The organism is Planococcus ruber (assembly GCF_022819085.1).
Taxonomy (GTDB): domain Bacteria; phylum Bacillota; class Bacilli; order Bacillales_A; family Planococcaceae; genus Planococcus; species Planococcus ruber.
Genome location: NZ_JALHAG010000012.1, coordinates 70,781 through 92,641 on the forward strand (window position 1 = coordinate 70,781; position 21,861 = coordinate 92,641).

General features: G+C 50.7%; 18 protein-coding genes. 15 read left to right on the plus strand and 3 right to left on the minus strand.

What is annotated here, in order from left to right; genetic code table 11:
- The first annotated feature begins 40 nt into the window (after positions 1–40).
- Entirely contained in the window at positions 41–487 is a 447-nt protein-coding gene (locus tag MTR82_RS15225; RefSeq protein ID WP_246809718.1) for a DUF4385 domain-containing protein, read from the plus strand.
- Between the two features lie 77 nt (positions 488–564).
- Positions 565–1,479 (plus strand): TIGR01777 family oxidoreductase, encoded by a 915-nt coding sequence (locus MTR82_RS15230; protein ID WP_246809719.1) that lies wholly within the window; start codon positions 565–567, stop codon positions 1,477–1,479.
- Between the two features lie 118 nt (positions 1,480–1,597).
- Here MTR82_RS15230 and MTR82_RS15235 read toward each other — a convergent pair whose 3' ends face one another.
- Both MTR82_RS15235 and MTR82_RS15240 read right to left on the minus strand, forming a co-directional pair.
- The gene (locus tag MTR82_RS15235) at positions 1,598–2,053 is read right to left on the minus strand and encodes a GNAT family N-acetyltransferase (protein WP_246809720.1); all 456 of its coding nucleotides are present in this window, start codon (positions 2,051–2,053) and stop codon (positions 1,598–1,600) included.
- 72 nt (positions 2,054–2,125) lie between these two features.
- Positions 2,126–2,929 (minus strand): DUF817 domain-containing protein, encoded by an 804-nt coding sequence (locus tag MTR82_RS15240; protein ID WP_246809721.1) that lies wholly within the window; start codon positions 2,927–2,929, stop codon positions 2,126–2,128.
- A 112-nt stretch (positions 2,930–3,041) separates the two neighbouring features.
- Between MTR82_RS15240 and MTR82_RS15245 the strand changes: the two genes are divergently transcribed.
- Both MTR82_RS15245 and MTR82_RS15250 read left to right on the plus strand, forming a co-directional pair.
- The gene (locus MTR82_RS15245; protein WP_246809722.1) at positions 3,042–3,818 is read left to right on the plus strand and encodes an alpha/beta fold hydrolase; all 777 of its coding nucleotides are present in this window, start codon (positions 3,042–3,044) and stop codon (positions 3,816–3,818) included.
- Between the two features lie 93 nt (positions 3,819–3,911).
- Positions 3,912–5,387, plus strand: a complete 1,476-nt coding sequence (locus MTR82_RS15250; protein WP_246809723.1) for a protein adenylyltransferase SelO — start codon at positions 3,912–3,914, stop codon at positions 5,385–5,387.
- A gap of 167 nt (positions 5,388–5,554) precedes the next feature.
- On the opposite strand, the gene MTR82_RS15255 is transcribed toward MTR82_RS15250, so the two are convergent.
- Entirely contained in the window at positions 5,555–6,139 is a 585-nt protein-coding gene (locus MTR82_RS15255; RefSeq protein WP_246809724.1) for a biotin transporter BioY, read from the minus strand.
- Between the two features lie 231 nt (positions 6,140–6,370).
- Between MTR82_RS15255 and MTR82_RS15260 the strand changes: the two genes are divergently transcribed.
- From MTR82_RS15260 to MTR82_RS15310, 11 genes are all read left to right on the plus strand, one after another.
- Complete coding sequence (locus tag MTR82_RS15260; protein WP_246809725.1) at positions 6,371–7,978, plus strand: glycoside hydrolase family 13 protein; 1,608 nt, start codon at positions 6,371–6,373, stop codon at positions 7,976–7,978.
- 45 nt (positions 7,979–8,023) lie between these two features.
- Positions 8,024–8,899, plus strand: coding sequence for an ROK family protein (locus tag MTR82_RS15265; protein ID WP_246809726.1), 876 nt, complete (start codon positions 8,024–8,026; stop codon positions 8,897–8,899).
- Between the two features lie 171 nt (positions 8,900–9,070).
- Positions 9,071–10,369, plus strand: coding sequence for an ABC transporter substrate-binding protein (locus MTR82_RS15270; protein ID WP_246809727.1), 1,299 nt, complete (start codon positions 9,071–9,073; stop codon positions 10,367–10,369).
- Positions 10,370–10,473: 104 nt separating this feature from the next.
- Positions 10,474–11,334: a carbohydrate ABC transporter permease gene (locus MTR82_RS15275; RefSeq protein ID WP_246809728.1), complete on the plus strand. Its 861-nt coding sequence runs from the start codon at positions 10,474–10,476 to the stop codon at positions 11,332–11,334.
- Positions 11,334–12,149, plus strand: coding sequence for a carbohydrate ABC transporter permease (locus tag MTR82_RS15280; RefSeq protein ID WP_052652931.1), 816 nt, complete (start codon positions 11,334–11,336; stop codon positions 12,147–12,149). The genes MTR82_RS15275 and MTR82_RS15280 overlap by 1 nt, the downstream gene beginning before the upstream one ends.
- A gap of 12 nt (positions 12,150–12,161) precedes the next feature.
- Positions 12,162–13,181: a LacI family DNA-binding transcriptional regulator gene (locus tag MTR82_RS15285; protein WP_246809729.1), complete on the plus strand. Its 1,020-nt coding sequence runs from the start codon at positions 12,162–12,164 to the stop codon at positions 13,179–13,181.
- A 13-nt stretch (positions 13,182–13,194) separates the two neighbouring features.
- Entirely contained in the window at positions 13,195–14,814 is a 1,620-nt protein-coding gene (locus tag MTR82_RS15290; protein ID WP_246809730.1) for a glycoside hydrolase family 13 protein, read from the plus strand.
- 100 nt (positions 14,815–14,914) lie between these two features.
- The gene (locus MTR82_RS15295) at positions 14,915–16,942 is read left to right on the plus strand and encodes a penicillin-binding transpeptidase domain-containing protein (RefSeq protein ID WP_246809731.1); all 2,028 of its coding nucleotides are present in this window, start codon (positions 14,915–14,917) and stop codon (positions 16,940–16,942) included.
- A gap of 654 nt (positions 16,943–17,596) precedes the next feature.
- The gene (locus MTR82_RS15300; protein WP_246809732.1) at positions 17,597–18,076 is read left to right on the plus strand and encodes a MarR family winged helix-turn-helix transcriptional regulator; all 480 of its coding nucleotides are present in this window, start codon (positions 17,597–17,599) and stop codon (positions 18,074–18,076) included.
- Entirely contained in the window at positions 18,070–19,794 is a 1,725-nt protein-coding gene (locus tag MTR82_RS15305) for an ABC transporter ATP-binding protein (RefSeq protein WP_246809733.1), read from the plus strand. Before MTR82_RS15300 ends, MTR82_RS15305 begins: the two co-directional genes overlap by 7 nt.
- Complete coding sequence (locus tag MTR82_RS15310) at positions 19,791–21,647, plus strand: ABC transporter ATP-binding protein (RefSeq protein ID WP_246809735.1); 1,857 nt, start codon at positions 19,791–19,793, stop codon at positions 21,645–21,647. The genes MTR82_RS15305 and MTR82_RS15310 overlap by 4 nt, the downstream gene beginning before the upstream one ends.
- Positions 21,648–21,861: the final 214 nt, after the last annotated feature.

Sequence of the window (21,861 nt, forward strand, 5' to 3'; positions counted from 1 at the left end):
GGTATGGAATCCGTAAAGAGGACTAAAGGAGTGGAAACGTATGGCGTTCGACTACGATTTGGATTACGAAAATTTGGACCTCCGCAAGTATCCGGAACTCTACCGGGTCGGCAAAGGAGAGCAAGGCGTGCTGCTCGTCCAGCCCTATAAGAATGAGATTTTGCCGCATTGGCGGTTCAAGACGCCGGCCATTGCCCAGGAATCGTGCGATAAAATTTCGGAAATGTTCGAAGAGTACCGGAAACAGGACGATTTCGTCGGCATGGACATGGCACGGAAATTCATCCAGATGGGCTACACGCGGGCTCGCCGCTATACCAATTACAAAGGCGGCCGAAAATACAACGAAGACGGCAGCATCAAAGAACGGCAGATCGATTCGGAAAAAGCGGAATCGGCGGCGATTTTCAAGAAACGCTGGGATGAAATCCGGGAAGATGAAGATTACTTGAAACGCAAAAAAGAGCATCAGAAAAAGTATGGGTGAGTAGGGTATAATAGGAATCCTAAAGACTGCAACTATCGTCTACTGAAGTAAGAAGATAATGGAAACGGGGTCATGGCATGAGAAAGAAAGTTGTACTAGCAGGAGGCACGGGATTTATTGGCCAATACCTGGAAAAACGCTTTAAAGAGCAAGGCTACGAAGTGCATATCGTCTCGAGGCAGTCGAACCAGATATTATGGAACGACCACCGGGGAATCGTAGCGGCGCTTGAAGGGGCGGAACTGGTCGTCAATTTAGCCGGCAAGTCAGTGAACTGCCGCTACAATGCCAAAAACAAAAAAGAGATCATGGATTCGCGCATCAAAACGACCAAGCTGCTCGGAAATGCTGTCGCAGCGTGCGAAAATCCGCCGCCGCTTTGGGTGAATGCGAGTACGGCAACCCTTTACCGCCACGCGGAAGACCGTCCAATGACGGAAGAAGACGGCGAAATCGGCGAAGGGTTCTCGGTAGAAGTCGGCAAAGCTTGGGAACAGGCTTTTTTCGATTTTCACTTGACTCAAACCCGCCAAGTGGCGCTTCGGATTTCAATCGTCCTCGGAGCGGACGGAGGCGTGATGGGCCCTTACCGAAACATGGTGCGCTTTGGATTGGGCGGCAAGCAAGGGCCGGGCAAGCAAATGTTCAGCTGGATCCATATTGAAGATCTGTACCGAATGCTCGTTTTCCTTCAACAGCACGCGGAAATCGAAGGGCCGGTCAACGCGGCGACGCCGCATCCGGTGACGAACCGCGAATTGATGGAACAGATGCGGAAATCGATGAACCGCCGAATCGGGCTGCCGGCTCCGAAGTTTATCTTAAGCACAGGGGCTGTATTAATCGGAACAGAAACCGAACTCATTTTGAAAAGCCGCTGGGTGCTGCCGGAGAAACTCCAAAAAGCAGGCTTTGAATTCGAATACGATACCATCGATAAAGCGTTGGCCCAAATTAACCAGAAGAAAAAGCCGGAACCGCAAACGAAATAAGGGAGAAAGGAGCATCCTGCTGAAAGGATGCTTTTTTTCATGGAGAAAGTAGAGCTGGGCGTATTCAGGGCAAAGTTGAGCGTAAAGAACAAAACTCAGCGCTTGCGCTGAGTTTCGATCAAAGCTTCAACTTCATGCCTTCATGCGTCGCGGAAAACCCGAGCTGTTCGTAAAATCGAAGCGCTTCCGGACGCTGTTTGTCAGTGGTCAGTTGAACCAGATGGCAGCCGCGCGCTTTAGCGCGTTCGATGGCAAAGCCAATCAATTGGCGGCCGATGCCTTGCCCGCGGACAGATGACGCCGTCCGGACGCCTTCGATGGTGGCGCGCCATCCGCCTTGGTGAGTGAGGTAAGGCGTGAACATCACTTGCTGAACGCCGACAATTTCACCGTCCAAACAAGCAAGGATCAACTCATTATTCGGATCGCTGTCAATCGACGAAAAGGCCGCGTAATAACTGGCAGGCAAAGGCGTTTCAAAGCGTTCGCGCTCCCGGCCGAGTTTGTCGTCCGCAAGCATCTCGACAATCCTTGCCACATCTTCCCTCCGTGCATTCCGAAATTCAATTTCCATTCCATCCGCCTCCTTTTCCTCCATGCTACCCCGTCTATAGAGATAAGTGAATTCGGAATAAAAGAAGTTAAGCTATAAGATTTTCTTATATCTCGCGTTTACGCCGCTCTTTTCGCGCGGCAATTCCAAAGAAGATTTCACCCGTTTCAATTGTGCCACGATAATGATGGAGATGATCACCAGCAAAAACCAGGAACTGATTTTGCCGAGGTGAACGAGCGACCAGGCGGCTTGCTGATCCGGATATTGCCATGCGCCGAGGAAAGTCGTGATGTTTTCAGCAATCCAAATGAAGAAGCCAATCAGCAGAAACGACAGGATCATCGGCATTTTATAGACGGTTTTATTCACCTTGAACGTCACGAAAGTCGGGAAGAAGATGAAAAACAGCAGCACTTTCAAGCCCCAGCGGACGTCGTAAGTGAAATGGTGGGTGAAGAAATTCAGATAGATCAAGCCGCTGATGGCTACTGTATAAAAAGGCTTCGGCCAGCCGTAAATATGGAGGTCCATCCGCCGCCACGCCTGGCAAATGTAGCTGGCGACGCTGGCGTACATGAAGCCGCTGTAAAGCGGGACGCCGAAAACCTTGCTGTAAGCTTCTTCCGGATAGGCCCAAGAGCCCATATGCACTTTGAAAATTTCCAGGGCAAGGCCGATCACGTGGAACACGCAAATCACTTTGAATTCATCCCATGTCTCCAGTTTTGAAACGAGCATGAACATTTGTGCGGCAATGCAGACAATCAGAATAAAATCATAGCGCGGCAAAAAGGGAATGGCGATCCATTTGGACAAGGCGAGCGCTGCAAAAATAATGACAGGGAACAGGCAGGACAGCGCCTGCAAATAACCGAAGCGCAGGAAGTTTTTCATGATCGCACCTCTTTTCCAGGGAAAGGCTTTGGAGTTAAAGACGAAAAAAATCATGCCGAGTTTCCTGATTTTCGGGTATAGAACGGTAGATTGAAAAAGAGGAGGAAACAAGATGCCGAAAATTGCAGTCAACGGCTTGGAATTGGTTTACGAAGAAACGGGGCAAGGCGAACCGCTTGTCTTCATCCATGGCCTTGGATCGAGCCATGCGATGTTCGAAGCGGAGGCCGAACATTTCCAAAACGGATTCCGTGTTATACGCTACGACGCGAGAGGGCACGGCCAGTCTGGGAAGCCGGCGAAGTATACTTTGAATGACCACATTGAAGATCTGCGGGCGCTGCTCGATTATCTTCAAATCGATCAAGCGCATATTCTCGGAGTCTCGATGGGCAGCTACATTGCGCAAGGGTTTGTGCTTGCGCATCCGGAACGGGTAGACAAACTGATTCTGGTCGTTTCCAAATCGAACGGCAAAACGTCTTCGACACAGGAATTGATCGAACGCTACCAGGAGGAAATCGACGGCATGGGTGAGCTCGAAACGATGGCTCATTTATCCCAATACATGTTCCACAACCTGAAAGCGGTCGGCAGATGGCAGGCGGACCTCGCGAAGCTGGAAAAGCCGCTGACTTTGACCCAACAGGCTGCGGCCAATAAAGCACTCGAAGGCTTTGATTTCCGCGCATCGCTTCCGTCCATCACCGCGGACACATTAATCATCAGCGGGACGCATGACGGCTTGAATCCGCCGGAGCGCGGCAAGGAAATTGCTTCGTTTATTCCCGGATCGCGCTTTGTGGAATTTGAGAAATCCGGCCATGCGCCAAATGTCGAAGAGCCGGAGAAGTTTTTGCAAGTGATCGGCGAATTTTTGGAAGCCTAGCCTAAGCACGAAAAGCGTCATTAGCGGCCGGAAAGGGTATAGTAGAAGAACAGCGAAAGCCTTTTAAGGGCTGGAGAAAGAAAGGGAGATCTGATGACGAAGCGAACAGAAATGACTCAACTCGGCTGGAACTTCGACAATAGCTACGCCCGTCTGCCGCAGGCTTTTTTCACGAAACTGAAGCCGGAGCCGGTCACAGCGCCGGAACTGGTTTTATTCAATAGACGCTTGGCAGAAGAGCTTGGATTAGATGCAGCAGCCTTGCAGACAGAAGAAGGAACCGCCGTTTTTGCGGGCAATGGCATTCCGGAAGGCGCCGCGCCGCTTGCCCAGGCTTACGCGGGGCACCAATTCGGCAATTTGACGATGCTTGGCGATGGGCGTGCGGTGCTGCTCGGCGAACAGCTTTCGCCAAACGGCCGCCGCTTTGATATCCAATTGAAAGGGGCAGGGCGGACGCCGTATTCAAGAGGCGGCGATGGCCGGGCAGCACTTGGCCCGATGCTTCGCGAATACATTATCAGCGAATCGATGCACGCACTTGGCATTCCGACGACACGGAGCTTAGCCGTTGTGTCGACAGGGGAAGAAATCCGCCGTGAAACCCGCTTGCCGGGTGCAGTTTTGACGCGGATTGCAGCGAGCCATCTGCGGTTCGGCACGTTTCAATACGCTGCTAGCCGCGGCAACCTGGAAGAATTCAAGCAGCTTGCCGACTATGCCGTCGAGCGCCATTATCCGCATATCGAAGCGGGCAAAGACCGGTATTTGGCGTTCTTTAAAGAAGTGGCGGAACGCCATGCACAGCTCGTATCCAAATGGCAGCTCGTCGGATTTATCCACGGCGTCATGAACACGGACAACATGACGATCAGCGGGGAAACGATTGATTACGGGCCCTGTGCGTTCATGAACGAATACGACCCGGCAACGGTTTTCAGCTCAATCGACCAGCAAGCCCGCTACGCGTTCGGCAACCAGCCGCAAATCACCGGCTGGAATCTGGCGCGGTTTGCAGAAACGCTCGTGCCGTTCCTGCATGAAGACAAAGAGGAAGCGATTGAGTTGGCGCAAGGCGTCCTGAAAGAGTTTATCGAATCGTATTATGCGCATTGGCTGAACGGCATGCGGGCGAAGCTCGGCTTATTCGGCGAAGAAGCGGAAGACGAGGCGCTGATCGGGGAATTATTGACGCTGATGCATCAACAGGGCGCCGATTACACGAACACTTTCCGTGCGCTTACGCTGGGTGAGTTAAATGGCGAAGGTTTATTCGGAGCATCTGAATTTAAGGAGTGGCATGCGAAATGGCAAACGCGTCTGGCTCGCCAAGGGGAAGGGACGGACGCATCAAAAGCTTTGATGCGCCGCAGCAATCCGTCCATCATTCCGCGCAACCACCGCGTTGAAGAAGCGCTTGACGCCGCCGTGCAAAACGGCGATTACAGCGTGTTGGAGAAGCTGCTCGAGGTGCTCGCCGATCCGTACGCGTACAGCGAGGAGCAAGAAGAATACACAAAATTGCCGCCGGAAGACGATGCACCGTATCAGACCTTCTGCGGAACGTGAACAGAAAAAAGACCATTCGCTGGGCGAATGGTCTTTTTGTATGGGGTTATTTGGAAGCTATAGCTGAACGCAAATAAACGCGGACTAAGCGCAAATAAACTTCCGTTAAGCGCAAATAAACTCAGGTTGAACGCAAATAAATGCAGTTTAAGCGCAAATAAACGATCTCACTTGAATCGCTGCACAATCGGACGCAAGCGGAAGCCGAAAAGGCCGGCGAGCACAGCCAAGATGAGGTCTTTTGGCAGCGGCACCGCCATCCAGGCCCAAGCGAGCTGATACGTAAAGCCTTCTGGAGCGGAGAACCACAATTTATAGGCTGCGTACATCCAGTTCGTGCCGATCAAATAATTCACCGCTGTGCCGACTAAGGCAGCAGCGATAAAGCCCGTGCGCGACGGGAATTTCTTCACGACCATGCCGGCAATATAGGCGACAAATACGAATGATACGATAAAGCCGAATGTCGGCGAAATCAACGTGTCCATGCCGCCGGAAAATCCGGCAAAGACAGGAACGCCTGCCAGTCCGATAAAAGCATAGACGACCATTGAAATGGCGCCCATGCGGCTGCCGAGCAAGATGCCGGCAAGAATGGCGAAGAAAGTCTGCAGCGTAATCGGCACCCCTCCGATGATTAGAAATGCTGAGATATTTGCCCCGATGGCCATCAATGCGGAGAACATGGCGATATGGATTAAATGCAAAGTTTTCGAATGATTAGCCGTTCTCGATGTTGTCGTTGTCGTCATAATTTCTTTCCATCTCCCTTTGGTACTTGGTGTAATCCGGTAAATCTATTTTCAGTATAATCAAGCAAAATATTTGAGTCAACTATATTTTTAATTAGGTTAACACATAAAAATGCTTCATCTATCTTTTTTCACATTACGCTTCTATTTCATCCCCCCTGCAAAATTCGCAATTCCAAACTATTCGCGCATTATGTTAGAATAACGAAAACTTAAGGGAAGAGGGATAGAATGGGAGAATGGTGGAAGAAATCGGTTGTGTATCAAATTTATCCGCGCAGTTTTATGGATGCAAACGGCGACGGAATCGGGGATTTACAAGGGATTAATCAGAAACTGGATTATTTGGCGGGGCTTGGCGTCGACATCCTATGGCTTTCGCCGATCTACGATTCGCCGAATGACGACAACGGCTATGATATCCGCGACTACCAAAAAATCATGGAAGAGTTTGGAACGATGGAAGATTTTGAAGAGCTTCTCGAAAATGTCCATCAGCGCGGCATGAAACTTGTGATGGATTTGGTGGTCAACCATACATCCGATGAACACGAATGGTTTACGAATCACCCTGAATATTACATATGGCGCGACGAACCGAACAATTGGCGGTCAATTTTCAGCGGACCGGCATGGGAATACGATGAACGCCGCGAACAGTATTACCTGCATTTATTCTCCAAAAAGCAGCCCGATTTAAACTGGGACAATCCCGTAGTGCGCGAAGAAGTGTATCGCATGATGCGCTGGTGGCTCGACAAAGGCATCGACGGTTTCCGCATGGACGTCATCAACATGATTTCAAAAGACCAATCGTTCCCGGATGCTATTGACGGCAACAGCGAACCGTATTTTCTCAACGGCCCGAACGTCCACACGTACTTGAAGGAAATGAACGAACAAGTGCTGTCGCATTACGACATCGTCACGGTCGGCGAAACGCCGGGTGCTGCGACGGAAGATGCAAAGCGCTATACTGCAGCCGACCGGAAAGAACTGAATATGATTTTCACGTTTGAACACATGAACCTGGACCAGCATTCCGGCGAGAAATGGGATTTCAAACCGCTTGAACTGACAGATCTGAAAAAGAACCTGGAAAAATGGCAGCATGCGCTTCACGAAGAAGGATGGAACAGCCTGTACTGGAATAACCACGACCAGCCGCGCGTCGTCTCGCGGTTTGGCAACGACAGCGAGTACCGGATCGAATCGGCGAAGATGCTCGCCACTTGCCTGCATTTCATGCAAGGGACTCCGTACATCTATCAAGGCGAGGAACTCGGCATGACGAATGTGCAATTTGAAACGATCGGCGATTACCGCGACATCGAAACGCTGAACATGTACAAGGAAAAACGGGACCAAGGCGTGCCGGAAGAAGACATTCTGAAAAGCATCCACGCAAAAGGGCGCGATAATGCCCGCACTCCGATGCAATGGTCGGATGCGCCGAATGGCGGGTTCACGACAGGAACGCCGTGGCTCCAGGTAAACCCGAATTATCCGGAAATCAATGCAGAGCATATCACCGATGAAGACTCGATCTATGCGTATTACCGTTCGCTGATTTCATTCCGCAAAACGCTCGACATCATTGCGGATGGCGATTTTACGTTGCTTCACCGGGAAGATCCGGAGCTGTTTGCTTACACGCGGAAAGCGGGCGGAGAAAAGCTCACGGTCTTCTGCAACTTCTCAGAAAATACGAGACGCGTGGAACTGCCGGAAGGCGAGCGGTTGATCGGCAACTATAAAGCGCTTGAAGAAAACGGGGAGCTCGTGCTGCGCCCATACGAAGCTTGCGCGTTTTTGAAAAAAGGATCGACGCTTTTCTAAAATCAGGTATGATGGAATTAATTCGGACACATTCAGGAGGAGTTTATGAGAAAAGTATTGGGCGTAGATATCGGCGGAACGAAAATCCGCATGGGAGTCATTGATGAAACCGGGAATGTCGAAGTGGACGAACAAGTGCCGACGCTGTTCCCGCTGTACGAATACTTGGAGCAGCAAGTGCTCGGCATGCTCGCACGGCATCCGGAAATCGATTCGATCGGCATCGGGACGCACGGATTTGTCGACCCGAAAGAGGGCCGCATCATTTATTCCGCTGAAACTTTGCCGGGGTGGACCGGCACGAATTTGAAAGAGCAGATGGAAAAAGCGACGGGCAGACGGGTTGAAGTGGAAAATGACGCGAACAGTGCGGCGCTCGCTGAAGCAAAATTCGGCGCAGCAAAAGGCTATAGCCGCGTTCTTTGCTTGACGCTTGGAACCGGTCTTGGCGGCGGCGTCATTTGGGACGGCAAGCTGCTGAGCGGCGGACCGCACGGCGGAGCAGCGGAAGTCGGCCATATGATCCTGCACCCGCACGGTGCGCTATGTGCTTGCGGACGCCACGGCTGTTTCGAGCAATACGTCTCCGGCACCGGGCTTCGCCGGCGCATCAAAGAAGCGGGGCTTGATATTGCGCCACAGGATTTATTTGCTGAAGCGGCAGCCAACCCGCAAGCAGAGGCAGTCGTTGAAGGCTTTACGGAAGATTTGGCGCTCGTCATCAGCTCGATGCAAGCGATGCTGGATATGGATGTAGTCGTCATTGGCGGCGGTGTTTCCGAGTCAGCGGGCTTGTGGTGGGATTCATTGATGAAGCACATGGAGCCGCTCCTTTTGAATCCATTGGAAGTCAAAGTGGCCCAGTTCGAAAACGAAGCCGGCATTTTAGGCGCAGCCTTATTAGTGCTCGATCAGGCATAAAAATAAAATCGTAGCGCGATGAAAAATTTTCAATTTGCATATTGTGCAAACGTTTTCATTGTGTTACGATTCTTTTAATCAATAACGGAAACACTTAGAAAGTTCGTTTCCATTTTTTATTTGCCACTTTGTGCAATCGTTTGCACAAATAAACCAAAGGGGGATTTACACATGAAGGAGTTTAAGTTCAGCAAAGGGTTGCTCGCATCATTGCTTCTGACGACAGGGATTTTGGCAGCATGCGGAAACGGGGAAGAGGCTTCCTCATCGGACAAAGATAAAGTCACGGTTGATATTTTCCAGTTTAAAGTGGAATTCAAAGACCAGTTTGAAGATGTAGTCGCTTTATACGAAGAAGAAAACCCGGACGTTAACATCGATATCACAACAGTCGGCGGCGGGGAAGACTACGGCGCAGCTCTTCGTTCGCGCTTCGCTTCAGGCAACGAACCGGCCATTTTCAATATCGGCGGACCACAGGACGTTGCGGACTGGAAAGACAATTTAGCGAATTTGACAGATACAGATGCAGCAGGCGCGGCGCTTAATGGAACGCTTGATGGTGTGACAGTCGACTCTGAAGTTCTTGGGTTGCCGTATAACCAGGAAGGCTACGGGTTCATCTACAACACGCGTTTGTTTGAAGAAGCAGGAATCGATCCAGCAACGATCACGGATTTTGCAAGTTTAGAAGAAGCGGTGAAAACGCTTGATTCGAAAAAAGATGAGCTTGGGCTTGATGCAGTATTCGCTTTGCCAGGGAAAGAAGCTTGGGTAACGGGTCTTCACTTGTCCAACACATTCATCGCACCGGAATTCGACCACAACGTACTGGATGCGTTCGCTGCACCGAAAGTGGAATTTGAATACGGCGATGCATTCAAAAAGATTTTAGATCTGCAAAACGACTATTCTGCACAGCCGACAGTGAGCTTGGACTATTCGCAGCAAGTGGAAGAATTGTTCTCGCTTGAACGCGTTGCGATCATCCAGCAAGGAAACTGGGTTTACGGTTCGATTGCCGGCATTGACCAGGAACTTGCAGACAGCGGCGTTGGCTTAATGCCGATTCCAGTTGACGGCTACGAGGAAGGGGGGCTTCCAGTCGGCGTGCCAATGTACTGGGGCGTAAACTCGAACCAGGACGAAGAAGTGGTAGAAGCCTCTAAAGACTTCTTGAACTGGCTGTACACTTCAGATGCTGGGAAAAAAGCCGTACTGGAAGACTTTAAATTCATCCCGGCATACGAAGGCTACGATACAACAAAAATCACAGATCCAATGTCCAAGGCAATCTATGAAGCAGCTGAATCCGGCAACACGATCGGCTGGGTATTCATGGGCTATCCAACTGGATGGGGCGAAGATGTTCTTGGCGCCAATATCCAGAAATACTTGAGCGATGAAGCGGACTGGGAAGAAGTCGTGGATTCTGCAAAAGAAGCTTGGGAAACTGAACGCAGCAAATAATTCAGTGGGCGCTTCTGCCCAACTGGCCAACCGAGCAAAGCAGCCCCAGTGCTGCTTTGCTTTCTCTTTACCGTTTTTCTCCAATGAAAGGAAGTGCTCTCCAAATGCGCACAAAAGATATTTCCTACTGGCTGTTCCTGGCTCCGGTGCTGATCGCGCTATTCTTGGTCGTTGTCGTGCCGATGCTGCTAGGCGTCTATTATTCATTCACTTCTTGGAACGGCATTGTCACAGGCGACTTTGTCGGACTTCAAAATTACATCAACCTGTTCAAAGACGAGCGTTTCATGGATGCGCTCTGGTTCACGACGAAATTCTCGGTCGTATCCGTTATTTTGATCAACGTCATCGGTTTGTCGCTTGCGTTGCTCGTGACGTCTTATTTAAAAACGAGCAAATTGCTGCGGACGATTTTCTTCATGCCGAACTTGATCGGCGGTTTGATCCTCGGATTCATCTGGCAGTTTATCTTCATTAAAGTATTTGCGGGCGTCGGTGAAATGATCGGCATGGAAAGCCTGCAAGGCTGGCTGTCGACAACCGAAACCGGATTTTGGGGGCTGGTCATCCTGATGAGCTGGCAAATGGCCGGCTACATCATGGTCATCTACATCGCTTACTTGGAAGGCATGCCGAAAGAATTGCTGGAAGCGTCAGAAATTGACGGAGCATCTACGGTCCAGCGCTTCCGCTATATCGTTTTCCCGCTTGTCGCACCCGGATTCACTGTCAGCATGTTCCTGACATTGTCGAACGCGTTCAAGCTATACGACCAAAACTTGTCGCTGACAGGCGGCGGGCCGTTCAACTCGACGGAAATGGTCGCGATGGAAATCTTCAAAACGGCCTTTACGCAAAATGACTTTGCGTTTGCCCAAGCGAAAGCGGTCGTGTTCTTCATCATCGTCGCGATCATTGCCCTCCTGCAAGTTTATTTCAATAAACGCAAGGAGGTCGAAATGTAATGCGCAAAAAAAGAAATTACAAATTAGAAATCCTGGGGATTTTCCTGGCGTTGATCTGGCTGGCGCCTTTTTACTTGATGCTCGTCAACTCGTTCAAATCCAAACGGGAAATCTTCACCAATACGATCAGTTTGCCGGAAACATGGAATCTGGATAATTACATTGAAGCCTTCCAGGAACTCGATTTTCTCCGGACGCTCTTCAACTCCTTGCTGATCACCGTTTCAAGTGTGGTCTTGATCATCATCTTCTCGGCGATGGCAGCGTACGCGCTGTCCCGCGTGAAAAGCAAAATCAGCACGGTGCTGTTCTTCACATTTGTCGCAGCGATGCTGATCCCGTTCCAATCGGTGATGATTCCACTTGTGACGGTATTCGGACGATTTGAAATGCTGAACCAAGGCGGATTGATTTTCATGTATATTGGATTTGGCGCAAGCCTTTCAATCTTCTTGTATCACGGAGCATTGAACAACATTCCGAAATCATTGGATGAAGCGGCGACGATAGACGGGGCGAACCGCTTCCAAGTGTTCTGGTTCATCATCTTCCCGATTTTGAAGCCGATTACGGTAACGGTCGCGATCCTCAATATCATCTGGATCTGGAACGATTACCTCTTGCCGTCACTGGTTATCAATACGCCAGGCAGTGAGACGATTCCGCTTAAGATGTTCTTCTTCTTCGGCGAATATACGAAGCAATGGCATTTGGCAATGGCGGGGCTCACATTGGCCATCGTGCCGGTCATCATCTTCTATTTCTTTGCCCAACGGTCGATTATCAAAGGTGTATCCGATGGAGCGGTGAAATAAGGAGGTGCGGGCATGGCGATTACGATTAAAGATGTAGCAAAGCGCGCGGCCGTGTCTCCGGCAACGGTGTCCCGGGTCATTGCGGACAATCCGCGCATCAGCGAAAAGACCAAAAAGAAAGTCCGGGAAGCGATGGAAGAGCTCGGGTATTACCCGAATTTCCAGGCGCGAAATTTAGTCGTCCAACGGAGTCAAACCCTTGGAGTAATCATGGCAAACTCTGCTACACTGGCCTTCCAGAATCCTTTCTTCCCGGAAGTGCTGCGCGGGATTTCGGTCAGTGCGCACAACAGCCAATTTGGCCTTTACTTGTCGACAGGTGCGACCGAAGAGGAAGTTCTGCAGGAAGTGAAAGCGATGACGCAAGGCAAAAAAGTGGATGGCATTATCTTGCTTTATTCGCGCATTGGCGATAAAGTCATGGAGTATTTAAATGACAGCGGCTTGCCGTTTTCGATGGTCGGCCGCCCTTATAAAAATGTGCACCAGATTTCATACGTCGATAACGACAACGTCCGAAATGCCCGCGAAGTGGTCGAGTACTTCATAGGCCTCGGACATAAACGCATCGCTTTTGTCGCAGGCGGAAATGATTTTGTCGTTTCGATCGACCGGTTGGAAGGCTATCAACAGGCACTGGCTGCCCATTCACTGGATTTTGACGCTCAGTACATCGTCACACAGGAAATGATGCAAGGCCACGGACCAAATGCGATTCTCCAGTTGATGAACCTTCCCGAGCCGCCCACTGCAATCGTGACGCATGACGATTTGGTGGCTTACGAAGTGATCGGCTATTTGGAGGACCTTGAAATCAATGTGCCTGGCGATGTATCGATTATTGGGTTCAACAATCATACATTATCGGAACATTTAAAGCCGCCGCTCAGTTCCGTCGACATCTCCATTTACGACTTGGGGCTCGAAGCGGCGAATTTAGCCATAGAAAAAATAATGGACAAGACAGCACCGGCAAAACAAGTCATCGTCTCGTCGCGGTTGATTGAACGTGGCTCGTGCCAACGTCTTTGAAAGGGATTTAGTTATGAATAAGAAATGGTGGAAAGAAGCAGTCGCATATCAAGTGTATCCCCGGAGCTTTATGGATTCGAATGGCGACGGCATCGGCGATCTGAACGGCATCACAAGCAAGTTGGATTATTTGAAAGAGCTTGGCATCGATGTCATCTGGATTTGTCCGATGTACAAATCGCCGAACGACGATAACGGCTACGATATCAGCGATTACCAGGGCATTCTCGAAGAATTCGGGACGATGGAAGATTTCGACCGGCTGCTCGCTGAAGTGCATGCGCGCGGCATGAAACTCATCATCGATTTGGTGATTAACCATACGAGCGACGAGCATCCTTGGTTTATCGAATCGCGTTCGTCGAAAGACAACCCGAAACGCGACTGGTACATCTGGCGCGACGAACCGACCAACTGGGAAAGCATTTTTGGCGGACCGGCCTGGGAGTTTGATGAAGGAACGGGCCAATATTATTTGCACCTGTTCTCCAAAAAGCAGCCGGATTTGAATTGGGAAAATCCGGAGGTAAGAAAAGCTTTATTCGATATGGTCAATTGGTGGCTCGATAAAGGCGTGGATGGCTACCGCGTAGATGCCATCAGCCACATCAAAAAAGACTTCACCAATATGCCGGATAAAGAAGGCAAAGACTACGTGCCGGCTTGGGAGAAGATGATGAATGTCAATGGCATTCAGCCGTTGCTTGCGGAACTCCGCGATGAGACGTTTGCCAAATACGACATCATGACCGTCGGGGAAGCGAACGGCGTCCAAGCGAAGGATATTGAAGAATGGGTCAGCGAAGAAGACGGCAAATTCAATATGGTCTTCCAGTTTGAAGATATGGGCCTTTGGAACACGGAACTCGAAAATGGCATCAATGTGCGCGGCGTGAAGGAAGTGCTGACGCGCTGGCAAAAAGGCGTGGAAGGCATCGGCTGGAATGCGCTGTTTATTGAAAACCACGACCGTCCGCGTATCGTCTCTACTTGGGGCAACGACAAAGACTATTGGCGGGAAAGTGCAACAGCCCTCGCTTGCATGTATTTTTTCATGCAGGGGACGCCATTCATCTACCAGGGCCAGGAAATCGGCATGACCAATGCGCCATTCAATGAAATCGAACATTATAATGACGTGAAGACCCATAATCTTTATTTTTATAACCGTGCAAACGGCATGGACCATGATTCCGTTATGACCTTGATCAAAGCGACAAGCCGCGACCATTCCCGCACACCGATGCAATGGAATGCAAGCGACCATGCCGGATTCTCAACAGCGCTTCCGTGGATCGGCGTCAACCCGAACTACGATTGGCTGAACGTGGAAGCGCAGCAGCAAGATCCGCGTTCGATCCTTTCTTTCTATAAGCAGATGATCTGGATGCGCAAGCATATGGACGTTTTGGTTTACGGCAGCTACGAGCTTGTCGAACTTGGCCATGAAGCGGTCTATGCGTATCTCCGGGAAGACGAGAACGACAAAGTGCTCGTCGTTGCCAACCTCGGCCAGCACGCTTGCCTATGGGATGAGCCGGAAGAGGCGAACCTGCTGCTCGCGAACTACTCGCATATCGAACCGCAGCAATTGCTTCCATACGAAGCGCGCGTCTACAAACTAATCAAATGATTCCAGCACCCGGCAGCCTCTCAAACAGGCCGCCGGGTTTTGTTTTCTTCTTATAGAAATATTGGTAATATAAAGAAAAGAATTTGTTAGGAGGTTCAATATGAAGAAAATCTTGTTCGGCTTCTTGGTTTTATTCCTCATAGCCGTGCTTGCGGGCTGCCAGGAAAAAACGACGCCGGAAGAGCGATTGGCCGAATACATAAACCATTGGAATAAAGGCGAATTCGCCGATATGTATAACGACTATTTAAATGCTGGAACGAAAGAAGCTTTTCCAGCGGAAGAATTTGTCGACCGGCAAGAAAAGCTCCAAGAGGATCTTGGCATAGATAAGATGGAAGTCACCTACGAAAAACCGGCAGAAGATGCCGAGTGGGATCCTGAAAAACCAGCGGACTTCCCGATCCATGTGAAAATGGAAACGATGGCGGGTCCGGTAGAATTTGAGAAAACGATCACGCTGCTCAATGAAACACGGGGCGACGAAGAGGGGTGGTTCGTGGAATGGGACCAGTCGTTCATTTTCCCGGAACTCGAACGCGATGACGAAATCGGCTTTACCCGGATTCCGGCATACCGCGGTGAAATTGTGGACCGCGACGGCTTAGTGCTGGCGAAAAACGGCACTGGCTACAGCATCGGCATCGTGCCGGAGAAATTGACGGATCCGTCGAAGAAAACGGAAATCGCTAAACTGCTCGGAACAACCGTCGAAGCAATTGATGCGGAATTGAACCAGTCATGGGTCAAACCTGAATTATTCGTGCCAATCGGCAAGACCGCCGCAACGAATGGCGCTTTGATCGATAAATTGGTCGCGATTCCGGGAATAGGGGCGCGCACGATTGAAATGCGCGAATATCCATACGGTCCGGCAATGGCGCATCTTACCGGCTATACCGGCGCCATTTCAGCGGAGCAGTTAGAAGAGCTGAAAGACAAAGGCTATACCGAAACCGATCAGATCGGCCGCCGCGGCTTGGAAAGTTTGCTTGAAGACCGCCTGCGCGGAACGGACGGCATGCAGATTTACATCAAGAAACCGCAGGAAAACGCAGAGCCGATCATTATTGCAGAGCAGGAACCGGTAGAGGGCGAAACGGTCAAGCTGACGATCAACGCGTCGCTTCAAAAAGCAGCCTACGATTCCATGAAAGGCGAAACGGGAGCAGCGGCTTCGGTCGATCCGAAAACAGGGGAAGTGCTGGCGCTTGTCAGCTCGCCTGCCTATGATCCGAACGAATTTGTCACGGGCATCAGCGGCGCCCGCTACAAGGCACTAGAAGAAGATGCGAAAAATCCGCTCTTCAACCGCTTTGCCCAAAGCTACGTGCCAGGCTCCACAATGAAGCCGATCACAGCCGCGATTGGCATGGAAGCGGGAACGCTGAAGCCGGACGAAGGCTTGACGATCAACGGCAAGACGTGGCAAAAAGATGATTCGTGGGGCACGTACCGTGTTTCCCGCCTGCATCCGGAAGCGCCAAATCCGATCGATTTAAACAAATCCCTGATTTATTCGGACAATATTTATTACGCCCAGCAGGCACTGAAAATGGGGCGTGAAACGTTCACCGAAGGTTTGAAGCAATTCGGCTTCGGAGAAACCGTGCCGTTGGAAGCGATGGAATTGACGGCTTCGCAAATTTCCAATGACGGCAGCCTTGGCTCAGAAGGCCAGCTCGCGGATTCGTCGTTCGGCCAAGGGCAGATGCTGACAAACATCCTGCACCTTGCGATGATGTACGAGCCGTTCTTGACGGATGGCACTATGCTGAAGCCGACGCTCCTGTTCGATGAAGAGGATGCGCAAGTATGGAAAAAGGATTTGATGAGTGCAGATACAGCAGCGACGCTTCGCACGGCGATGCGCAATGTCGTCGTAGATGGCTATGCCCAGTCCGCGAATCTCGATAACATCCCGCTTGCCGGCAAAACCGGCACCGCCGAACTGAAAGCGGCCGGTGAAGCGCGCGGCAAAGAGAACGGCTATTTCGTTTCCTATAACACGAAAGATCCGAAATTCATCTTGGCGATGATGGTCGAAAACGTCGAAGACAACGGCGGCAGCGATTACGTCGCCGCAATGGCTGCAGAAGTCTATAAACTGATGGCGACGAGCCCTTAAACGAATAAAGGAAGGAACTGCCACGTGGCGGTTCCTTTTTGAGTGTTGAAAAAATAGAAACTAAAGTAAGTTTCGTTTAGAAACGCGATATTCCGCAAAACCGTTTTGCTTGCTGAAACCATGTGCTCCTTGTATTGCTTCGCTAGCTTCGTCGCAAACAGTTGCCCTCGCAGGCTTCGGCCAACTCTTGGCTCGCGCTGAGCTTATTCCCCAAGGCGTCTCCGCTGTTTTGCTCCATATCTTAAGAAAGTGCCCAAGCACCGGCGCGGTTCCGGACAGGGTGGAGCAATAAGACGAGTGGATTTCTCGGCTTATTGTGGGAACTCTGTCCATAGCGCCGCAGTGCGGATTGTAGAAGCAGAAGCTTAATTTCACCCCTTTTTCAACAAGCTAAGGAACTGCCACGCGGCGGTTCCTTTTTTATTGGTGAAAGTTGATTTCGGAAGGGTTTATGGTGATTTCGCAGCGTGCAGGGGTGATTTCGAGCTGCTTTGGGTTAATTTCGTCAACATGTTGGGTGATTTCATCATTTCAGAAGGTCAAAGCATCAAGCTCAATCAATTGACTATCACCAAAATTAGCAGTATATTAATAAAACCAAAACGAACAGTTCCAAAACGAACAGTTTAATTTCGAATAGAAAGAGGCGGCGATATGATTCAGCAAGATGAAAAGTTTTTAAAGTCGGCGCAGTTACTGCGTTCATTTGCCGGCATTCACCGGAATATGATTCGCTACGTCCAGAAGACGGCAGCGGACCACGGGTTGTCGATGCCGCAGTACACGATTCTGATGGCGCTCGCGAGAACGGCAGAAATGACCCAGAAAAAGATTGGGAAGAAAACCATGCTTCCGAAAAGCACCTTGAGCCAAGCAGTTGACGGATTGGTGCGGGATGGTTTGATTGACCGGGAACAAGTGGAAGGCAACCGGCGGGAAACGCTGCTGTCGCTGAGCCCGCTCGGTGCCGCATTGATCGAGAAGATTCATCAGCATGAAGGCGGCGTCCATCAAGTGTTTCAGGAAGTCACGGAGTCGCTGACGGATGAGCAATACGAAAAATTGCTGGAAGTTCATCAGCAAATCAACGAAAAGTTAACGAATGCACGACAAGAGGAGCGGCATAAATGCTGAAAATATTAAAGAATTTAGCACCTTATAAATGGTTTGTCGCAGCCGTTGTTTTATTGATCTTCGGGCAGTCGATGGCGGATTTGTTCTTGCCGACCTTGATGGCCGATATTATCGACAACGGAGTAGTCAAAGGCAATATTCCGTACATTTGGGAAATCGGCGGCTGGATGCTGCTCATCTCGGCTCTTGGAGCTGTCGCAGCAATTTGTGCCAGCTTTTATTCATCCAAAGCGGCGATGGGCATGGGGCGCGATTTGCGCAGAAAAGTCTTCAGCCACGTCGAGAAATTCTCGCTGCAGGAATTCGATGAAGTCGGAACGGCGTCGCTTATTACGCGGACGACCAACGACATCACGCAAATCCAGCAAGTGGTCATCATGCTCCTGCGGATGGTCATCAGTGCACCGATTATGCTGACCGGCGGGTTGATCATGGCGATTTCAAAAGATGCGAAGTTGTCGCTGGTCATTGTTGCTGCAATGCCGGTGCTGGTCGGTGCCATCCTGCTCATCCTGAAAAAAGGGGTGCCGCTTTTCCAGGAAGTCCAGAAACGCTTGGACCGCTTGAACTTGGTGCTCCGTGAAAACTTGACGGGCATCCGGGTCGTGCGTGCGTTCAACCGGGAAACGGAAGAAAAAGCACGGCTCCAAAAAGCGAACCGCGATTTGACCGATGTGTCGATTCGGGTCAATAAAATCATGGCGTTCATGATGCCCATCATGATGCTCGTCATGAACTTGACGGTTGTCGGCATCATCTGGTTCGGCGGCATCCGCATCGACAACGGCGGCATGCAGATCGGGGATTTGATGGCGTATATCCAATACGTCATGATGATCATGTTCGCGCTCGTCATGGCATCCATGATGTTCATGATGGTTCCGCGTGCTGCCGTTTCAGCGAAGCGGATCAATGAAGTATTGGAAATGAAACCGGCGTTCCAGGATTTGGGCAATAAAATAGCGGACCGCGAACGCGGCACGCTGGAATTCGACAACGTCACTTTCAGCTACCCGGGTGCGGAAGAGCCAGCGTTATCTAATATCAGCTTCAAAGCGAAGCCGGGTGAAATCACGGCAATCATCGGCGGGACCGGTTCCGGCAAATCCACTTTGATCAATTTGATTCCGCGCTTCTACGATATTTCAGAAGGGGCCATTCGCGTCAACGGCGTCGATATTCGCCAAGCGACGCAAGATGAAGTCCGTTCGAAACTCGGCTTTGTGCCGCAGAAAGCGATTCTGTTCACAGGTTCGATTGCGGACAATATCCGTTTCGGCAAGCCTGATGCAACGCCAGCCGAACTGGAGCACGCGGCATCGATTGCCCAGGCAACCGAATTCATCAGCGGGTTAAAAGAAGGCTATGAAACGGAACTGGAGCAAGGCGGCTCGAATTTATCCGGCGGGCAGAAACAGCGGCTCGCGATTGCGCGTGCGCTTGTCCGGAAACCGGATATTTATATATTTGACGACAGCTTCTCTGCGCTGGATTTTAAAACCGATGCCAAGCTGCGCAAAGCTTTGAAAGACGAAACAAAAGATGCGACTGTTCTATTGGTGGCGCAGCGCGTCAGCACGGTCGTCGATGCCGACCGCATCATCGTTCTTGAAAAAGGGCGCATGGCCGGTATGGGCACACACGAAGAATTAATGAAAAACAACGAAGTCTACCGAGAAATCGCGTATTCCCAGCTGTCAGAGGAGGAAATCGCATGAGCAATGGAAAACGGCCCCAAGGCCGGCCCGGCGGTGGACATCCGGGCGGGCCTCCTGGCATGTCGATGCCCGGGGAAAAGCCGAAAAACTTCAAAGCGACATTCAAGCGTTTATTGCGCTACTTAAAACCGCGCCAAAACCGGCTGATCGCTGTATTTATTGCCGCCATCCTATCGACGGTCTTCATGATCGTCGGCCCGAAAATCATGGGGATGGCCATCACCGAATTGTTCGAAGGGGCGTACAATAAGCTGACCGGAACCGGCACCGGCATCGATTTCGGCACCATCGGCCAGATCCTGATGCTGCTCGCTGGGCTCTATGTGTTCAGCAGCCTTTTCAATTACATCCAGCAATACATCATGTCGACGGTGGCACAAGACACAGTGTATGACCTCCGGCAAGATGTGAATAAAAAATTGGAAAAGCTGCCGCTCCATTATTTTGACAGCCGGCCAAACGGCGAAATTTTGAGCCGCATGACAAACGACATCGATACGATCGGAAGCACCTTGCAGCAAAGTTTGACGCAATTCATCACTTCCGTTGTGACGCTGGTCGGGATCATCATCATGATGCTGACGATCAGTCCGTGGCTGACGCTGATTGCCTTCGTTTCTTTGCCGCTATCTTTATTCGTCATCCAGCCGATTTTGAAACGGTCGCAAAAGCAATTCGCGAACCAGCAGAAATCACTCGGTGAATTGAACGGCCACATCGAAGAAATGTACACCGGCCATTCCGTCGTAAAAGCATTCGGCCATGAGAAAAAAGCGGTTGCGCAATTCGATGAAGTCAATGAAGAATTGTACGAAGCGGGACGGAGAGCCCAGTTTATCTCGGGGATCATTCAGCCGCTGATGACCTTAATCGGGAACTTCAGCTACGTCGTCATCAGCGTCGTCGGCGGGATTCTTGTCACACAGCGGGCCATTTCGATCGGGGATATCCAGGCGTTCATTACGTACTCGAAACAGTTTGCGCAGCCGATCATGCAGACGGCGAATATCGCAAACATCATCCAATCGACTGTCGCTGCTGCGGAACGCGTCTTCGAGCTGCTCGATGAAGAAGAAGAGAAGAAAGAAAGCACGGCGCTGCACTTGGAACGCGCGAAAGGCGAAGTCGTTTTCGAAAACGTCGATTTCGGCTACGGCGAAGACTTGCTGATCGAGGACATGAACATCCAAGTGGCACCAGGCCAGACCGTCGCGATTGTCGGGCCGACCGGTGCCGGCAAGACGACGTTGATCAATTTGCTGATGCGTTTCTATGAATTGAACGGCGGCAAAATCGAAATCGACGGCCTCGACACGCGGGACATGTCGCGCAATGAGCTGCGCCAAAACTTCGGGATGGTGCTGCAGGATACGTGGCTCTTCAACGGCACGATCCGCGACAACATCGCCTACGGCAAAAACGGCGCAACCGAAGAAGAAATCGTCGCCGCAGCGGATGCGGCGCACGCCGATCATTTCATCCGGACATTGCCGGACGGCTACGATACCGTATTGAACGAAGAAGCGTCGAATATTTCGCAAGGCCAGAAGCAATTGTTGACGATTGCGAGAGCGATCCTCGCCGATCCGCCGATCATGATCCTGGACGAAGCGACATCAAGCGTGGATACGCGCACCGAAATCTTCATCCAAAAAGCGATGAACCGCTTGATGGAAGGGCGCACAAGTTTCGTCATTGCGCATCGGCTGTCGACCATTAAAGATGCGGATCTGATTCTGGTGATGGATAAAGGGAATGTGATCGAACAAGGAACCCATACGGAATTGCTCGAACAAGACGGCTTCTATGCCGATTTGTACAATAGCCAGTTTGCTGAGAAAGTGGCGATTTAAGAGGAGACCCCTTGCGCAGGTGATGCGTGAGGGGTTTTTATTGTGTGGGGTGATTTCGAGAGTGAATGGGGTGATTTCAGAAGGAGCTTGGGTGATTTCGCAAGGGAAAAGGGTGATTTCGAGTGAGTTTGGGGTGATTTCGCAAAGTTAGGGGGAACTCATCGTAATTATAGAGCAACTCATCCAATTTTAGGCATACAGCGGGTTTTTGCAA